Origin of the sequence: Flagellimonas olearia, assembly GCF_009184425.1 — a bacterium.
Lineage (GTDB): Bacteria > Bacteroidota > Bacteroidia > Flavobacteriales > Flavobacteriaceae > Flagellimonas > Flagellimonas olearia.
This window is the reverse complement of record NZ_WELG01000002.1, coordinates 1,717,521-1,733,877: the sequence shown is the minus strand read 5'-3', so window position 1 is coordinate 1,733,877 and position 16,357 is coordinate 1,717,521. Positions and strand designations below refer to the sequence as shown.

Genomic DNA, 16,357 nt, shown 5'->3' with positions numbered 1-16,357 from the left:
CCAAAGCGGGGCGAAAATTACTTTACTTTTTTCTATTGAGGCATGTCCAGCACCTCCTTTTTTTCCCAAAATATCAACAATGCCTATCTCCCTTTAAATGCATGCTATAAGCTATAATTACCCTATTTTTGCGCAAAATTTTGTTGATGGACTTTGAAAAGGAAATAGCACGCCGTAGAACATTTGGTATTATCTCCCACCCCGATGCGGGTAAAACCACCTTGACTGAAAAATTGCTTCTGTTCGGTGGTGCCATTCAAGAGGCTGGAGCGGTTAAAAGCAATAAAATCAAAAAATCCGCCACCAGTGACTTTATGGAAATTGAGCGTCAAAGAGGTATCTCCGTTGCTACTTCCGTATTGGCTTTTTTATACAACGGAAAGAAAATCAACATTTTGGATACTCCCGGACATAAGGATTTTGCGGAGGATACTTTTAGAACTTTGACCGCTGTTGATAGCGTGATCGTGGTCATAGATGTTGCCAAGGGGGTCGAGGAACAGACCGAAAAATTAGTTGAGGTCTGCCGTATGCGCAACATTCCCATGATCGTGTTCATCAATAAACTGGATCGTGAGGGAAAAGATGCTTTTGACCTACTGGATGAAGTTGAACAAAAGTTGGGATTGTCCGTTACCCCCTTGAGTTTTCCGATTGGGATGGGCTATGATTTTAAGGGCATCTACAATATTTATGAGAAAAACATCAATCTTTTTAGCGGAAACAGCAAAAAGAACATTGAAGAAACCATTGCTTTTGATGACCTTGACAGCCCTGAACTGGAAAAAATCATAGGGACCGATTCTGCCGAGAATCTTCGTGACAATTTGGAGCTTGTTCATGGTGTATATCCGGATTTTGACAAGGAGGCTTACCTAAAAGGAGAGCTTCAGCCCGTCTTTTTCGGTTCTGCCCTGAATAACTTTGGAGTTCGGGAACTTTTGGACTGTTTTGTGGATATTGCCCCACCACCAAGGGCCAAAATGGCCGAAGAACGCCTAGTAAAAGCCAATGAAAAGGATTTTTCTGGATTTGTGTTTAAAATTCATGCCAATATGGACCCCAAACACCGAGATCGGTTGGCGTTCATTAAAGTGGTATCGGGAACATTTGAGCGCAACACACCCTATTTGCACGTGCGCCACGATAAAAAATTGAAATTTTCCAGTCCCAATGCTTTTTTTGCCGAGAAAAAAGAGATTGTTGATATTTCCTATCCCGGGGACATTGTTGGTCTTCATGATACCGGGAATTTTAAGATAGGGGACACCTTGACCAGTGGAGAAAAACTACATTACAAAGGTATCCCAAGTTTTTCCCCGGAACATTTCAGGTACATCAACAATGCAGACCCTATGAAGGCCAAACAGTTGTACAAGGGCATAGACCAGCTTATGGACGAAGGAGTGGCCCAGTTGTTCACTTTGGAAATGAATGGCAGAAAGATTATTGGAACAGTAGGTGCACTTCAATATGAGGTTATCCAATACCGATTGGAGCATGAGTACGGTGCGAAATGTACCTATGAAAATTTCCCCGTACATAAAGCCTGTTGGGTAGAGCCCGAGGACAAAAACAATACAGAGTTTGAAGAATTCAAAAGGGTAAAACAAAAGTTCTTGGCCACGGATAAACGCGGTCAATTGGTCTTCTTGGCCGACTCCCCTTTTTCACTCCAAATGACCCAACAAAAATATCCTACGGTGAAACTACACTTCACCTCGGAATTTGAATAAGACCAAGTGTCCAACCACTAAACTGGAGAGCCTGGTAAAAAATCAACACCCAAAATCATAATGTGTTAATTTTTAGTACATTGCATAACGCAATCCAATAAAAAAACCATTATGACAACCACAGTAAAACCACCTATCTGGTTCTGGTTAGTGAGCGGTATCGCCCTTTTATGGAATCTATCGGGTGTCTTCAACTACTTGAACCAAGCTTTTAACCAACAAGCCATTTTAGAAAGTATCAACCAAGCCCAACGCGAGGTTTTTGAAGGTATCCCTGCCTGGGCCACAGCAGCCTTTGCCCTCGCCGTTTTTTCCGGAACCATTGGATCTATTGGACTTTTGCTCCTAAAAAAATGGGCAAAGCCTCTTTTCATTATTTCCTTGGTTACGGCAGTGGCACAGTTTATTCATTGGCTTTTTGTCTCGAACGCCGTGGAGGCCTTTGGACCTTCCACCTACACCATGCCCATCATCGTGGTAATCATCGGACTCTATCTCATCTTCTTTTCCAAAATGGGAATCCAAAAAGGATGGTTGAGATAGTATAGCCCATAAAAAAAGCCCTGATTTTTAGATCAGGGCTTTTTTTATGCTTCTCCCGTGGGTCCAAAATTCAAAGGAATTGGGGGCTGCTCATAGTCTTTTATAGGGCCATGTGCCTGTTCAAAACGGGCTACATTGTCGTTCAACGCCTTCAAGAACTTTTTGGCGTGTTGGGGCGTCAGCACTATTCTGCTCTTCACCTTTGCTTTGGGTGCTCCCGGCATCATACTAATAAAATCCACCACGAACTCTGACACGGAGTGATTGATTATGGCCAAGTTGGAATAAATACCTTCAGCGGTTTTCTCATCCAACTCTATATTGATCTGTTTTTGTTTCTGTTCTTTTTCAGCCATGCGATTATCTTTCAAAAATGGAAAAAGAAAACCCTGACGCTAGGGTCAGGGTTTGTTTGTATTTAGAATTTAAATTCCTCTTTTCGGGCCATGATTTCATCATATTCCTCCTTGGAGCCTACGATAATACTATCGTAATCCCTCATACCGGTACCGGCCGGAATCTTATGACCTACAATCACATTTTCCTTCAATCCTTCCAAAGAATCCACTTTACCACTTACAGCGGCTTCGTTCAACACTTTGGTAGTCTCCTGGAACGATGCGGCAGAGATAAAGGACTTGGTCTGCAACGACGCTCGTGTGATTCCTTGAAGAATTGGTGTAGCCGTGGCCGCAACAGCATCTCTTGCCGTAACCAAGGTCTTGTCCTCTCTTCTTAGAATAGAGTTCTCATCCCTTAGCTGACGTGCCGTTACGATCTGACCTGGCTTCAATCTTTCTGAATCCCCAGCATCCTCGACCACTTTCTTGCCAAAGATTTCATCATTTTCGTTGATGAAGTCATCCTTGTGTACCAATTGGTTCTCCAAGAACGTAGTATCCCCGGAATCCTGGATCTGTACCTTACGCATCATTTGTCGTACCACAACCTCAAAGTGCTTATCGTTGATTTTTACACCTTGCAAGCGATATACTTCCTGAACTTCGTTCACCAAGTATTGTTGTACAGCTGATGGTCCTTTGATGGCCAAGATATCCTCTGGGGTAATAGACCCATCGGACAATGGCATACCTGCACGTACATAGTCATTTTCCTGAACCAAGATTTGGTTGGAAAGTTTAACCAAGTACTTCTTGATCTCACCTGTTTTGGATTCGATGATGATTTCGCGGTTACCTCTCTTGATCTTACCAAAAGAAACCACACCATCAATCTCGGATACAACGGCAGGGTTGGATGGGTTACGTGCTTCGAACAACTCGGTTACCCTTGGAAGACCTCCTGTGATATCCCCTGCCTTGGCAGATTTACGTGGGATTTTCACCAAGATCTTACCTTCCTTGATCTTCTCACCATCATCTACCATAATATGGGAACCAACCGGTAGGTTGTAGGAACGAAGGGTTTCTCCTTTTCCATCCTTGATCAACAAGGTAGGAATCAATTTCTTGTTCCTTGATTCGGAGATTACCTTTTCCTGGAAACCGGTCTGTTCGTCAATTTCCACTTGATAGGTTACCCCTTGCTCAATATTCTCATAAGCAATCTGCCCGGTGAATTCAGATACAATTACACCGTTATATGGGTCCCACTGGCAAATCAATTCTCCTTTACTGATCTTGCCTCCGTTCTTCACGAACAATTGGGAACCGTAAGGAATGTTATTGGTACTCAAGGTAATTCCCGTCTTGGCATCAATGATCTTGATCTCCGATGTTCTGGAAATTACAATATTGGTTTTGTTTCCTTCGGCATTTTCACCTTCAACAACCCGCAAATCTTCAATTTCCGCTACACCATCAAACTTGGCTTCCAACTTGTTATCCTCGGAAATGTTTCCTGCAATACCACCCACGTGGAAGGTACGTAGCGTCAACTGTGTACCTGGTTCCCCAATGGATTGTGCGGCAACAACACCAACAGCTTCACCACGCTGAACCATTTTATTGGTCGCTAGGTTTCTACCGTAACATTTGGCACAGATTCCTTGAGGAGCCTCACAGGTCAATGGTGACCTTACTTCGATTTTTTCAATCGGAGCAGCTTCTACCCTCTTCACATCGGCCTCGGTGATATCCTGGCCTGCTTTAAGAACCAATTCCTCTGTCAATGGATTGTATACATCGTGAAGAGATACCCTACCTAAGATTCGCTCTCCAAGGGTCTCCACGATTTCTTCATTCTTCTTCAATGCTTCCACTTCAATTCCACGAAGTGTACCACAATCTTCTATGTTGATGATCACATCTTGTGAAACATCCACCAAACGACGGGTCAAGTATCCCGCATCCGCAGTTTTCAAAGCGGTATCCGCAAGACCTTTACGCGCACCGTGGGTAGAGATAAAGTATTCCAAGATCGATAGACCTTCCTTAAAGTTGGAAAGAATCGGGTTTTCGATAATCTCTCCACCACCAGCAGTAGATTTTTTAGGCTTGGCCATCAATCCACGCATACCGGTCAACTGACGAATCTGCTCTTTGGAACCCCTTGCACCGGAATCCAACATCATATACACCGAGTTGAATCCTTGCTTGTCTTCACGAATTCGCTTCATGGCCAATTCGGTCAACATGGCGTTGGTGGAAGTCCAAACATCAATAACCTGGTTATATCGCTCATTGTTGGTGATAAGACCCATGTTATAGTTCATCATAATACCATCAACCTGCTCGTTGGCTTCGTTGATCATATCTTGCTTTTCGGCAGGGATGATGATATCTCCCAAACTGAAGGACAAACCTCCCTTGAAAGCGAAATCATATCCCATGGACTTGATCTTATCCAAGAATTCGGCCGTTGTAGGTACATCGGTCACGGCAAGAATATCCCCAATAATGTTCCTTAGGGCCTTCTTGTTCAATACTTGGTTGATGAATCCTGCTTGTTCTGGTACTTCTGAATTGAACAATACACGACCTACAGTGGTTTTAATGATTTGGTTGACCAATTCTCCCGCTTCATTAAAATCTTTGGTCCTTACCTTAATGCCAGCGTTCAACGCTACTTTCTTCTCATTAAAGGCAATTTCCACTTCTTCAGCGGAATAGAAGGTCAATCCTTCACCCAAAACAGGTTCCTCCGGAGTGGACTTCTTTTCTTTGGTCATATAGTACAATCCCAAAACCATATCCTGTGATGGTACCGTGATTGGCGAACCATTCGCAGGGTTCAAGATATTTTGGGAAGCCAACATCAACAATTGGGCCTCCAAAATGGCCTCTGGCCCCAATGGCAAGTGAACCGCCATCTGATCCCCATCGAAATCCGCGTTGAACGCGGTACACGCCAAGGGGTGCAAACGAATCGCCTTACCTTCAATAAGTTTAGGCTGGAACGCTTGGATACCCAATCGGTGCAATGTGGGGGCCCGGTTCAATAGGACTGGATGTCCTTTAAGGACATTTTCCAGAATATCCCAAACCACAGGCTCTTTCTTGTCTATGATCTTCTTGGCAGACTTTACCGTCTTTACAATACCTCTTTCTATCAACTTACGGATAACAAAAGGCTTGTACAGCTCGGCCGCCATATCTTTTGGTAGACCACATTCGTACAATTTCAATTCCGGTCCAACAACAATTACGGAACGAGCGGAGTAATCCACACGTTTACCCAAAAGGTTTTGACGGAAACGACCTTGCTTACCTTTCAACGAATCTGAAAGGGATTTCAATGGTCTGTTTGATTCTGTTTTTACCGCAGAGGCTTTTCTTGTGTTGTCGAAAAGGGAATCCACAGCTTCTTGAAGCATACGTTTCTCATTTCGCAAGATTACCTCAGGGGCCTTGATCTCCATCAATCGCTTTAGACGGTTGTTACGGATGATCACCCTACGGTATAGATCGTTCAAATCCGAAGTGGCAAAACGACCACCATCCAATGGCACCAATGGGCGCAATTCTGGTGGGATCACGGGAATGACCTTCATGATCATCCACTCAGGGTTGTTTTCTCGGTTGTCCTGTGATTCACGTAAAGCCTCAACTACTTGAAGACGTTTCAAGGCCTCGGTCTTACGTTGTTTTGATGTTTCGGTGTTTGCCTTGTGACGAAGTTCGTAGGACAATTGCTCCAAATCGATTCTGGACAATAGGTCGATCAAACATTCGGCACCCATTTTGGCGATGAACTTATTGGGGTCCGTATCTTCCAAGTACTGGTTCTCACTAGGAATGGACTCCAAGATGTTCAAATATTCCTCTTCGGTCAAGAAATCCATTTTGTGGATTTCCTCTCCTTCCGGACCTTTTGCCACCCCAGGCTGGATAACCACATACCTTTCATAGTAAATGATCATATCCAACTTTTTGGAAGGCAATCCCAAAAGGTATCCGATTTTATTTGGCAATGAACGGAAGTACCAGATGTGTGCTACGGGAACCACTAGATTGATGTGTCCTACACGGTCCCTACGTACTTTTTTCTCGGTTACTTCAACACCACAACGATCACAAACGATTCCACGGTAACGGATACGCTTATACTTTCCACAGGCACACTCATAATCCTTTACAGGACCAAAGATACGCTCGCAGAACAATCCATCACGCTCGGGCTTGTGCGTTCTATAGTTAATGGTTTCAGGCTTCAATACTTCGCCACGGGACTCGGCCAAAATGGACTCTGGAGAGGCCAATCCTATGGAAATCTTATTGAACCTTTTTGGTGCGTTATTGTCTTTTATTCTAGCCATAACAATATGGTGATGATATAATTAATGTAATATAGTGTTCTACTCTTCCAAACGGATATCCAAGCCCAAACCTTTAAGTTCGTGCATCAATACGTTGAAAGATTCTGGCAATCCAGGTTCTGGCATGGTCTCGCCTTTCACAATGGATTCATAGGTCTTGGCCCTTCCGATAACGTCATCCGACTTAACGGTCAAGATTTCCCTTAGGGTAGACGAAGCACCGTAGGCTTCCAATGCCCATACCTCCATCTCTCCAAAACGCTGACCACCAAACTGGGCCTTACCACCCAATGGTTGTTGTGTGATCAACGAGTATGGTCCAATGGAACGTGCGTGCATCTTGTCGTCTACCATGTGACCCAATTTCAACATATAGATCACCCCAACGGTAGCAGCCTGGTCAAAACGCTGACCTGTTCCACCGTCATAAAGGTGTGTATGTCCAAAACGTGGTACACCGGCCTCATCAGTAAAGGCATTGATCTCATCCAAGGTAGCTCCATCAAAAATTGGCGTAGCAAACTTTTTGCCCAATTTCAATCCGGCCCAACCCAATACGGTTTCATAAATCTGACCAATGTTCATCCTTGAAGGTACACCCAATGGGTTCAATACAATGTCCACTGGAGATCCATCTTCCAAGAATGGCATGTCTTCCTGACGAACGATACGGGCAACAATACCTTTGTTACCGTGACGACCCGCCATTTTATCACCTACCTTCAACTTACGTTTTTTGGCGATGTAGACCTTGGCCAACTTCATGATACCTGCAGGAAGCTCATCCCCAACGGAGATGGTAAACTTGTCCCTTCTTAGGTTACCTTGAATGTCGTTCAATTTGATTTTGTAGTTGTGCAACAAATCGGCCACCAAGGCATTGGTATCCTCGTCTGTTGTCCAGCTACCTCCAACCAAGTGGGCAAAATCATCAACAGCGTTCAACATTTTAATGGTGTATTTCTTTCCTTTTGGAAGTACTTCTTCACCCAAATCGTTGATAACACCTTGTGATGTTTTACCATTGATCAAGCCAAATAATTTCTCGATCAATACATCTTTCAGTTGTTGGAATTTAACCTCGTAATCCATCTCCAATCTTGAGATGGCTTCTTTGTCCTCGGAACGCTTGCGCTTGTCCTTGATGGAACGAGAGAACAATTTCTTATCGATAACCACACCTCTCAAAGATGGTGAAGCTTTCAAGGAAGCATCTTTTACGTCACCGGCCTTGTCACCAAAGATGGCACGCAATAGTTTTTCCTCTGGAGTTGGGTCTGATTCTCCTTTTGGAGTGATCTTACCAATAAGGATGTCACCAGGTTTTACCTCGGCACCGATACGGATCATACCGTACTCGTCCAAGTCCTTGGTAGCTTCCTCGGATACGTTTGGAATATCGTTGGTCAATTCCTCTGCACCCAATTTGGTATCCCTAACCTCAAGAGCGTACTCATCAATGTGGATGGAGGTAAAGATATCCTCACGAACCACTTTTTCAGAGATTACGATCGCATCCTCAAAGTTATATCCTTTCCAAGGCATGAAGGCTACTTTCATGTTTCTACCCAAGGCCAATTCACCTTTTTCGGTAGCATATCCTTCACAAAGTACTTGACCTTTTTTCACCTTGTCACCTTTCTTCACGATCGGCTTCAAGTTGATGCTGGTCCCTTGGTTGGTCTTTCTAAATTTCACCAATTCGTAGGTCTTGGAGTCTTCTTCGAAGCTTACCAAGCGCTCTTCATCGGTTCTATCGTATTTGATAGTGACTTTTTGGGCATCCACATACTCCACGGTTCCATTGCCTTCGGCATTGATCAATACCCTGGAGTCGGTAGCTACTTGTCTTTCAAGACCTGTACCCACGATAGGTGAATCAGGACGCAACAATGGTACGGCCTGGCGCATCATGTTGGAGCCCATCAACGCACGGTTCGCATCATCGTGCTCCAAGAACGGAATCAAGGAAGCAGAGATGGATGCAATCTGGTTGGGGGCAACGTCCGTGTATTGGATCTCAGCAGGATCTACCACTGGGAAATCCCCTTCTTCACGGGCAATTACCTTATCCCTGTCAATAGTGCCATCATCTTTCAAAGGAATGTTTGCCTGGGCAATTTTCATTCCTTCTTCTTCCTCTGCACTCAAGTAAATATGATCTTTCACGTCTACTTTTCCATCGGCAACTTTACGATACGGGGTCTCCAAGAAGCCCATGCTGTTCACTTTCGCAAATACGGAAAGTGAGGAGATCAAACCAATGTTCGGTCCTTCAGGGGTTTCAATGGGACACAATCTACCGTAGTGGGTATAGTGAACGTCACGCACCTCGAAACCGGCTCTTTCACGGGAAAGACCACCTGGTCCCAATGCGGACAATCTTCTTTTGTGTGTAATTTCAGCCAATGGGTTGGTCTGGTCCATGAACTGAGACAACTGGTTGGTCCCGAAGAACGAGTTGATCACGGAAGACAAGGTCTTGGCATTGATCAAATCGATTGGGGTAAACACCTCGTTGTCACGAACGTTCATACGCTCACGGATGGTACGTGCCATACGTGCCAAACCTACTCCAAACTGCTGGGACAACTGCTCACCAACGGTACGTACACGACGATTGGACAAGTGATCGATATCATCAATCTCGGCTTTGGAATTGATCAACTCGATCAAATACTTGATGATGGTAATGATATCTTCCTTGGTAAGAACCTCTTTGTCCATACCAATGTCCAAGCCCAATTTCTTGTTCATTCTGTAACGACCTACCTCACCCAAAGAGTAACGTTGGTCGGAGAAGAACAATTTGTCGATAATACCACGAGCGGTCTCTTCATCTGGCGGCTCGGCATTACGCAATTGTCTATAGATGTGTTCTACCGCTTCTTTTTCAGAGTTGGTAGGATCTTTTTGCAAGGTGTTGTGGATAATGGCGTAATCCGACTGCGCATTGTTTTCCTTGTGAAGTAGGATGGTCTTCACATCGGCATCAATGATTTCATCGATATGCTCCTTTTCCAAAACGGTATCACGATCCAAAACAATCTCGTTACGTTCAATGGAAACCACTTCACCGGTATCCTCGTCCACGAAATCCTCATGCCATGTGTTCAATACCCTTGCGGCCAATTTACGGCCCAATACTTTTTTAAGTCCGGCTTTTGACACCTTAACTTCTTCCGATAGGTCAAAGATTTCCAAGATATCCTTATCCCTTTCAAAACCAATGGCACGGAAAAGAGTGGTTACCGGCAATTTTTTCTTCCGATCAATGTAGGCGTACATCACCGCATTGATGTCGGTAGCAAATTCAATCCAAGATCCTTTGAATGGGATTACCCTGGCTGAATACAATTTTGTTCCGTTTGCGTGGAAAGACTGTCCAAAGAAAACTCCTGGGGATCTATGCAACTGGGAAACAACAACACGTTCCGCACCGTTGATCACAAAGGTTCCACTTGGAGTCATGTAAGGGATGGTACCCAAGTACACATCCTGTACAATGGTCTCAAAGTCCTCATGCTCTGGATCGGTACAGTACAGTTTTAGACGTGCCTTAAGAGGAACGCTATAGGTAAGTCCACGCTCAATACATTCTTGGATGGAATATCTGGGTGGATCTATGAAGTAATCCAAAAATTCCAGTACAAACTGGTTTCTGGTATCGGTGATTGGAAAATTCTCCATGAAGGTGTTGTAGAGACCTTCGTTCCCTCTTTCGTCAGATTTAGTTTCTAATTGGAAGAAATCCTGAAACGATTTTATCTGAATGTCCAAGAAATCCGGGTAATCCGGTATGTTCTTAGCGGATGCGAAATTAACTCTTTCAATAGTGTTTGTGAACATCTATGGACAAATTTTGATCGTGAATACTATAGGGGTCTGTGTACGGCTTTATACACTCCTTATTAAAATAGGCTAAGGTCTAACCAAAAAATGGAAAGACCTTAACCGAACCTTTATGGTATACGCTGTTATTTAAGCTCAACTTCTGCTCCAGCTTCTTCCAATGAATTTTTGATACCTTCTGCTTCATCTTTGGAAATTCCTTCCTTAACAGCTTTAGGTGCACTGTCAACGATGTCTTTAGCCTCTTTAAGACCAAGACCTGTCAATTCTTTCACCAATTTAACAACTGCCAATTTAGAACCACCAGCGGCTTTAAGGATTACATCGAATTCAGTTTTTTCCTCAGCAGCATCTTCACCAGCACCAGCACCACCACCAGCAGCTACAGCTACTGCAGCAGCAGCAGGCTCAATACCGTATTCTTCTTTCAATATGTCGGCCAACTCATTTACCTCTTTTACTGTAAGGTTTACCAACTGTTCTGCAAAATCTTTTAAATCTGCCATTTTTCTATCGTTTAATAAAAATTTTTAAAAATATACTTAGTTTATTGTGCGCGAATTATTCTTTCTCAGATAATGTCTTAAGGATACCGGCCAATTTACCACCACCAGATTTAAGTCCAGAAATAACATTCTTGGCTGGTGATTGCAACAATCCGATGATATCCCCGATGACTTCTTCCTTGGACTTGATGTTTACAAGCGCCTCCAAGTTTTCGTCACCGATATAGATAGCCTCTGCAATAAAGGCCCCTTTCAATAAAGGTCTATCTGATTTTTTTCTAAAGTCCTTGATAAGTTTCGCAGGTGCATTTCCAGTTTCGGACAACATCATTGATGTATTGCCCTTCAACACTTCGGGAAGTTCACCGAATTCCTTATCAGAAGCTTCCATTGCTTTTGCAAGCAAGGTGTTCTTGACCACTGCAAGTTTAATATTGGCCTTAAAACATGCCCTTCTAAGGTTAGAAGTGGCAACGGCATCCAATCCTGAAATATCGGCCAAATAAATATTGGCGTTTTCAGCTAACTGTGCAGTCAAATCTTCTATTACTGTTGCTTTTTCTTCTCTTGTCATAGTTAAAATATTGAACTACCAGTTAATTAAACTGCTTTGGGATCCAATTGGATACTTGGACTCATGGTACTGGACAAGTAGATACTTTTCATGTACACACCTTTTGCAGCAGATGGTTTAAGCTTCACCAAGGTATCAATCAATTCCTTTGCGTTTCCTGCAATTTTATCTGCAGAGAAAGAAGCTTTACCAATTGCAGCGTGTACAATTCCTGTCTTGTCCACTTTGAAATCTATCTTACCGGCCTTAACATCGGATACAGCCTTTGCCACATCCATGGTTACGGTACCGGTCTTTGGATTGGGCATTAATCCCCTAGGCCCCAAAACACGACCCAATGGACCCAATTTACCCATTACGCTTGGCATGGTGATGATCACATCAACATCGGTCCAACCGCCTTTTATCTTATCCAAATATTCATCCAACCCAACAAAATCAGCACCGGCTTCCTTAGCCTCTGCCTCTTTGTCTGGAGTCACCAATGCCAAAACTTTAACGTCTTTACCCGTTCCGTGGGGAAGGGTAACAACGCCACGCACCATTTGATTTGCTTTTCGTGGATCTACACCCAAACGAACTGCAATATCAACAGAGGCATCAAATTTTACATTGGTTATTTCTTTTACTAAAGCTGATCCCTCTTCCAAAGAATAGAGTTTATTTCTATCTATTTTGGCTTGGGCCTCTTTTTGCTTTTTAGTCAATCTTGCCATTTAAATACTGCTTTAAGATTTTAAAAAGGTTTGGCTCCGGCTACTTTAAGACCCATAGATCTTGCCGTACCTGCAACCATACTCATTGCAGACTCGATGGTGAATGCGTTCAAATCCGCCATTTTGTCTTCCGCAATGGTCCTAACTTGATCCCAAGTCACGGAACCATTCTTTACCCTGTTAGGTTCTCCCGATCCTTTTTTAATCTTAGCTGCTTCCATCAATTGAACTGCCGCAGGTGGTGTCTTTACAACAAACTCGAAAGATTTGTCTTTGTAAACGGTGATAACAACCGGTAAAACTTTACCTTGCTTGTCCTGTGTACGCGCATTAAACTGCTTACAGAACTCCATGATGTTAACACCAGCAGCACCTAAGGCGGGTCCAACCGGTGGCGACGGATTCGCAGCACCTCCCCTAACTTGTAATTTAACTACCTTATCTACTTCTTTTGCCATTGTTTCTAATTAAATTTAAAGTTGTGTCAATTGGAAGCAACACAGCTTTATATATGTAACAGCTCTATTTAATTCTTTTCTTTTGGACTCAAGACTTTTGGACTCAAGAGCCAAGACAATCATCGTCTTTTATCTTGCTTCTCCCCGTCTTGATTCTAAACCTTTTCAACTTGCATATAGCTGAGCTCCAAAGGTGTCTTTCTTCCGAAAATTTTCACCATAACCTCAAGCTTACGCTTTTCTTCATTGACTTTTTCAACGGTTCCATTGAATCCATTGAAAGGTCCGTCAATTACCTTAACCGTTTCACCCAACACAAATGGAATGGCCACATTGTCTGTATTGACAGCAAGCTCATCCACTTTTCCTAGCATACGGTTTACCTCAGACTTGCGCAAAGGCACGGGATCACCTCCCTTAACTTCACCCAAGAAACCAATCACATTGGTAATGGAACGGATAATATGAACCATTTCCCCTCCTAGATTGGCTTTGATCATGATATATCCAGGAAAGTAAACCCTTTCTTTGTTGATCTTCTTTCCGTTTCTGATCTGTACGACCTTCTCGGTAGGCACAAGGACCTCCTCGAGATAATCTCCGAAACCGGCGCGCTCTACCTCACTTTCAATGTAGCCTTTGATTTTATTCTCTTGACCACTGACAGCTCGTACTACGTACCATTTTTTCTCCAGAACCTCAGACATACCGACCTAACCTATTATTTGTTCAAAATACAATCCAACCAACTTACTGAAAAGCGAATCCACACCCCATGTCGCCAAAGCAAACAGGATTGAAAAAACAGCTACTACAACCATTAAATTGGAAGCTTTGTCCCTGTCCAACCAGGTAACATTATTTTTTAATTCCTCAAAGGATTCCTTAATGTAAGTCAACATAGTATTACGTGTATTTTCTTGCACGGGAGGAGAGACTCGAACTCCCGACACCTGGTTTTGGAGACCAGTGCTCTACCAACTGAGCTACACCCGTTTATAATTACACTGAAAGGTATCCCAGGAACCCGGGACACCCTTTAGTGCAATTTTATTATGAAATGTTTAATCTAAAATTTCAGTAACCTGACCAGCACCTACTGTTCTACCACCTTCACGGATAGCGAAACGTAGACCTACGTTCAAGGCGATTGGCTGAATCAAATCAACAGTGATTGTCAAGTTATCACCAGGCATTACCATTTCAACTCCATCAGGAAGGTTGATGTTACCTGTCACGTCAGTTGTACGAACGTAGAACTGAGGACGGTAGTTGTTGTGGAATGGAGTGTGACGACCACCTTCTTCTTTTTTAAGGATATAAACCTCAGCTTTGAATTTAGCGTGTGGCTTAACAGAACCTGGCTTACAGATTACCATACCTCTTTTGATATCGGATTTCTCGATACCTCTCAAAAGAAGACCTACGTTATCACCAGCTTCACCTCTATCCAAAATCTTACGGAACATCTCAACACCAGTGATAGTGGAAGACAATTTCTCAGCACCCATACCAATGATATCAACAGCATCACCAGTGTTGGCCACACCTGTTTCGATACGACCAGTTGCAACGGTACCACGACCAGTAATGGTAAATACATCTTCGATAGGCATCAAGAAAGGCTTGTCAACATCTCTTTCAGGAAGCTCGATCCACTCATCAACAGCCTTCATCAACTCCATAACAGTGTCAACCCATTTTTGCTCACCGTTCAATGCACCAAGTGCAGAACCAGCGATAACGGGACCATTGTCACCATCATACTCGTAGAAAGAAAGCAATTCTCTTACTTCCATCTCAACAAGCTCCAAAAGCTCCTCATCATCAACCATGTCAACTTTGTTCAAGAAAACAACGATACGAGGAATACCTACCTGACGACCCAAAAGGATGTGCTCACGAGTCTGTGGCATAGGACCATCAGTAGCGGCAACAACCAAAATAGCACCGTCCATCTGGGCAGCACCGGTAACCATGTTCTTTACGTAATCCGCGTGACCAGGACAGTCAACGTGCGCGTAGTGACGGTTTTCAGTTTGATATTCTACGTGAGAAGTGTTGATAGTAATACCTCTCTCTTTTTCCTCGGGAGCGTTATCAATAGAATCAAAGCTTCTAAGCTCTGACAATCCCGCGTTAGCCAATACGGTAGTGATGGCAGCAGTCAAGGTAGTTTTACCGTGATCCACGTGACCAATGGTACCAATATTTAAGTGGGGTTTGGAACGATCAAAAGTTTCCTTTGCCATTTTAAATGATTTTAATCTTAGTTTATATTAGTGTACAAATCGTTTTGAGCCAATGAGGGGATTTGAACCCCTGACCTCTTCCTTACCAAGGAAACGCTCTACCCCTGAGCTACACCGGCCTATTGCGTTTTCAGGTTTAGCGTTTAAAGTTGCAAGTCCAGCATGTTAAACTTCAACCTACACCATTTTGAAACCTATTGTTCCAAAATCGGTTTAGAGCGGGAGACCGGGTTCGAACCGGCGACATTCAGCTTGGAAGGCTGACGCTCTACCAACTGAGCTACTCCCGCATTTTTTTTGGGACTTACACCCAAACAATATCAACATTTCAAAAAACTTTCCACGTCCTGTTGTTCGCAAACAACATTGTGGGGGGAGCAGGATTCGAACCTGCGAAGGTGAAAACCAACAGATTTACAGTCTGTCCTCGTTGGCCGCTTGAGTATCCCCCCGCCTTATTTTTCAGTATCTTACGAGCCGATAGAGGGACTCGAACCCACGACCTGCTGATTACAAATCAGCTGCTCTAGCCAGCTGAGCTATATCGGCATTTTTACCGCTTTTTTGAACATAAAAAAGTCCGCTATTTCTAACGGACTGCAAATGTAGAGATTTATTTTTTTATTCAAAATAAAATTGAAAAAATTTTGATCAAACTTTCGCCCTTAATTTTTCCTTTCGTCTTACCAGCTGTCTTTCCAAGGAACCACAGGCCGAATCGACCGCCTCCTCAAAGGACTTACATTGCTTTTTAACCATCATCTTATCCCCAGGGACAGATACCATGATTTCCACTATCTTATTCTCTTTGGCACTAGTGTTTTCAACTTTTAAGAAAACATCCGAATCAATGACCTTGTCATAGAACAATTCCAATTTGTCCATCCGTTTTTGGATAAAGTCCAAAAGCTTACCATCCGCTACAAAATTTACCGATTGTGCGTTTACTTTCATAAGATGTAGTTTTAATACTGTCAAGCGACAGTGAAGTTAAACAATACAA

At 43.3% G+C, this 16,357-nt stretch carries 13 protein-coding genes and 5 tRNA genes; 2 read left to right on the top strand and 16 right to left on the bottom strand.

The features are described 5' to 3' along the window. Nucleotides 1-146: 146 nt before the first annotated feature. Together F8C76_RS17220 and F8C76_RS17215 are read left to right on the top strand one after the other, a co-directional pair. The gene (locus tag F8C76_RS17220) at nt 147-1,736 is read left to right on the top strand and encodes a peptide chain release factor 3 (RefSeq protein WP_129656130.1); all 1,590 of its coding nucleotides are present in this window, start codon (nt 147-149) and stop codon (nt 1,734-1,736) included. A 111-nt stretch (nt 1,737-1,847) separates the two neighbouring features. Next, nucleotides 1,848-2,279, top strand: a complete 432-nt coding sequence (locus tag F8C76_RS17215) for a hypothetical protein (RefSeq protein ID WP_152132793.1) — start codon at nt 1,848-1,850, stop codon at nt 2,277-2,279. A gap of 44 nt (nt 2,280-2,323) precedes the next feature. Here the strand turns inward: F8C76_RS17215 and F8C76_RS17210 are convergent, their stop codons facing one another. From F8C76_RS17210 to hpf, 16 genes are all read right to left on the bottom strand, one after another. Next, nucleotides 2,324-2,635: a DUF3467 domain-containing protein gene (locus F8C76_RS17210; protein WP_129656128.1), complete on the bottom strand. Its 312-nt coding sequence runs from the start codon at nt 2,633-2,635 to the stop codon at nt 2,324-2,326. 62 nt (nt 2,636-2,697) lie between these two features. Further along, the gene (gene rpoC, locus F8C76_RS17205) at nt 2,698-6,996 is read right to left on the bottom strand and encodes a DNA-directed RNA polymerase subunit beta' (protein WP_152132792.1); all 4,299 of its coding nucleotides are present in this window, start codon (nt 6,994-6,996) and stop codon (nt 2,698-2,700) included. Nucleotides 6,997-7,035: 39 nt separating this feature from the next. Continuing rightward, nucleotides 7,036-10,845 (bottom strand): DNA-directed RNA polymerase subunit beta, encoded by a 3,810-nt coding sequence (rpoB, locus tag F8C76_RS17200; RefSeq protein WP_116217535.1) that lies wholly within the window; start codon nt 10,843-10,845, stop codon nt 7,036-7,038. Nucleotides 10,846-10,973: 128 nt separating this feature from the next. Next, the gene (gene rplL, locus F8C76_RS17195; protein WP_129656126.1) at nt 10,974-11,354 is read right to left on the bottom strand and encodes a 50S ribosomal protein L7/L12; all 381 of its coding nucleotides are present in this window, start codon (nt 11,352-11,354) and stop codon (nt 10,974-10,976) included. 55 nt (nt 11,355-11,409) lie between these two features. Then, nucleotides 11,410-11,928, bottom strand: a complete 519-nt coding sequence (gene rplJ, locus F8C76_RS17190) for a 50S ribosomal protein L10 (RefSeq protein WP_129656125.1) — start codon at nt 11,926-11,928, stop codon at nt 11,410-11,412. Between the two features lie 26 nt (nt 11,929-11,954). Then, the gene (rplA, locus tag F8C76_RS17185) at nt 11,955-12,644 is read right to left on the bottom strand and encodes a 50S ribosomal protein L1 (RefSeq protein ID WP_152132791.1); all 690 of its coding nucleotides are present in this window, start codon (nt 12,642-12,644) and stop codon (nt 11,955-11,957) included. Nucleotides 12,645-12,664: 20 nt separating this feature from the next. Then, nucleotides 12,665-13,102: a 50S ribosomal protein L11 gene (gene rplK, locus F8C76_RS17180; protein ID WP_116217531.1), complete on the bottom strand. Its 438-nt coding sequence runs from the start codon at nt 13,100-13,102 to the stop codon at nt 12,665-12,667. Between the two features lie 155 nt (nt 13,103-13,257). Further along, nucleotides 13,258-13,809: a transcription termination/antitermination protein NusG gene (nusG, locus tag F8C76_RS17175; RefSeq protein WP_116217530.1), complete on the bottom strand. Its 552-nt coding sequence runs from the start codon at nt 13,807-13,809 to the stop codon at nt 13,258-13,260. 6 nt (nt 13,810-13,815) lie between these two features. Further along, entirely contained in the window at nt 13,816-14,004 is a 189-nt protein-coding gene (gene secE, locus F8C76_RS17170; RefSeq protein WP_116217529.1) for a preprotein translocase subunit SecE, read from the bottom strand. 21 nt (nt 14,005-14,025) lie between these two features. After that, nucleotides 14,026-14,098, bottom strand: a tRNA-Trp gene (locus F8C76_RS17165). Between the two features lie 68 nt (nt 14,099-14,166). Continuing rightward, entirely contained in the window at nt 14,167-15,354 is a 1,188-nt protein-coding gene (gene tuf / locus F8C76_RS17160) for an elongation factor Tu (RefSeq protein WP_129656123.1), read from the bottom strand. A gap of 47 nt (nt 15,355-15,401) precedes the next feature. Then, a tRNA-Thr gene (locus tag F8C76_RS17155) sits at nt 15,402-15,473 on the bottom strand. Nucleotides 15,474-15,571: 98 nt separating this feature from the next. Then, a tRNA-Gly gene (locus tag F8C76_RS17150) sits at nt 15,572-15,644 on the bottom strand. A gap of 79 nt (nt 15,645-15,723) precedes the next feature. Continuing rightward, nucleotides 15,724-15,806: transfer RNA gene (locus tag F8C76_RS17145), tRNA-Tyr, on the bottom strand. A 23-nt stretch (nt 15,807-15,829) separates the two neighbouring features. Continuing rightward, nucleotides 15,830-15,903 (bottom strand) — tRNA-Thr (locus F8C76_RS17140). Between the two features lie 102 nt (nt 15,904-16,005). After that, a complete protein-coding gene (hpf, locus tag F8C76_RS17135; RefSeq protein WP_129656122.1) occupies nt 16,006-16,308 on the bottom strand; it encodes a ribosome hibernation-promoting factor, HPF/YfiA family in 303 nt (100 codons plus the stop codon). Nucleotides 16,309-16,357 lie beyond the last annotated feature (49 nt).

What these genes read in the sequence shown, in the direction of transcription:
- F8C76_RS17210 (WP_129656128.1), bottom strand. Translation starts at nt 2,635, where the DNA reads ATGGCTGAAAAAGAACAGAAACAAAAACAGATCAATATAGAGTTGGAT.
- rplL (WP_129656126.1), bottom strand. Translation starts at nt 11,354, where the DNA reads ATGGCAGATTTAAAAGATTTTGCAGAACAGTTGGTAAACCTTACAGTA.
- rplA (WP_152132791.1), bottom strand. Translation starts at nt 12,644, where the DNA reads ATGGCAAGATTGACTAAAAAGCAAAAAGAGGCCCAAGCCAAAATAGAT.
- secE (WP_116217529.1), bottom strand. Translation starts at nt 14,004, where the DNA reads ATGTTGACTTACATTAAGGAATCCTTTGAGGAATTAAAAAATAATGTT.
- rplJ (WP_129656125.1), bottom strand. Translation starts at nt 11,928, where the DNA reads ATGACAAGAGAAGAAAAAGCAACAGTAATAGAAGATTTGACTGCACAG.
- tuf (WP_129656123.1), bottom strand. Translation starts at nt 15,354, where the DNA reads ATGGCAAAGGAAACTTTTGATCGTTCCAAACCCCACTTAAATATTGGT.
- rpoB (WP_116217535.1), bottom strand. Translation starts at nt 10,845, where the DNA reads ATGTTCACAAACACTATTGAAAGAGTTAATTTCGCATCCGCTAAGAAC.
- F8C76_RS17220 (WP_129656130.1), top strand. Translation starts at nt 147, where the DNA reads ATGGACTTTGAAAAGGAAATAGCACGCCGTAGAACATTTGGTATTATC.
- rplK (WP_116217531.1), bottom strand. Translation starts at nt 13,102, where the DNA reads ATGGCAAAAGAAGTAGATAAGGTAGTTAAATTACAAGTTAGGGGAGGT.
- nusG (WP_116217530.1), bottom strand. Translation starts at nt 13,809, where the DNA reads ATGTCTGAGGTTCTGGAGAAAAAATGGTACGTAGTACGAGCTGTCAGT.
- hpf (WP_129656122.1), bottom strand. Translation starts at nt 16,308, where the DNA reads ATGAAAGTAAACGCACAATCGGTAAATTTTGTAGCGGATGGTAAGCTT.
- F8C76_RS17215 (WP_152132793.1), top strand. Translation starts at nt 1,848, where the DNA reads ATGACAACCACAGTAAAACCACCTATCTGGTTCTGGTTAGTGAGCGGT.
- rpoC (WP_152132792.1), bottom strand. Translation starts at nt 6,996, where the DNA reads ATGGCTAGAATAAAAGACAATAACGCACCAAAAAGGTTCAATAAGATT.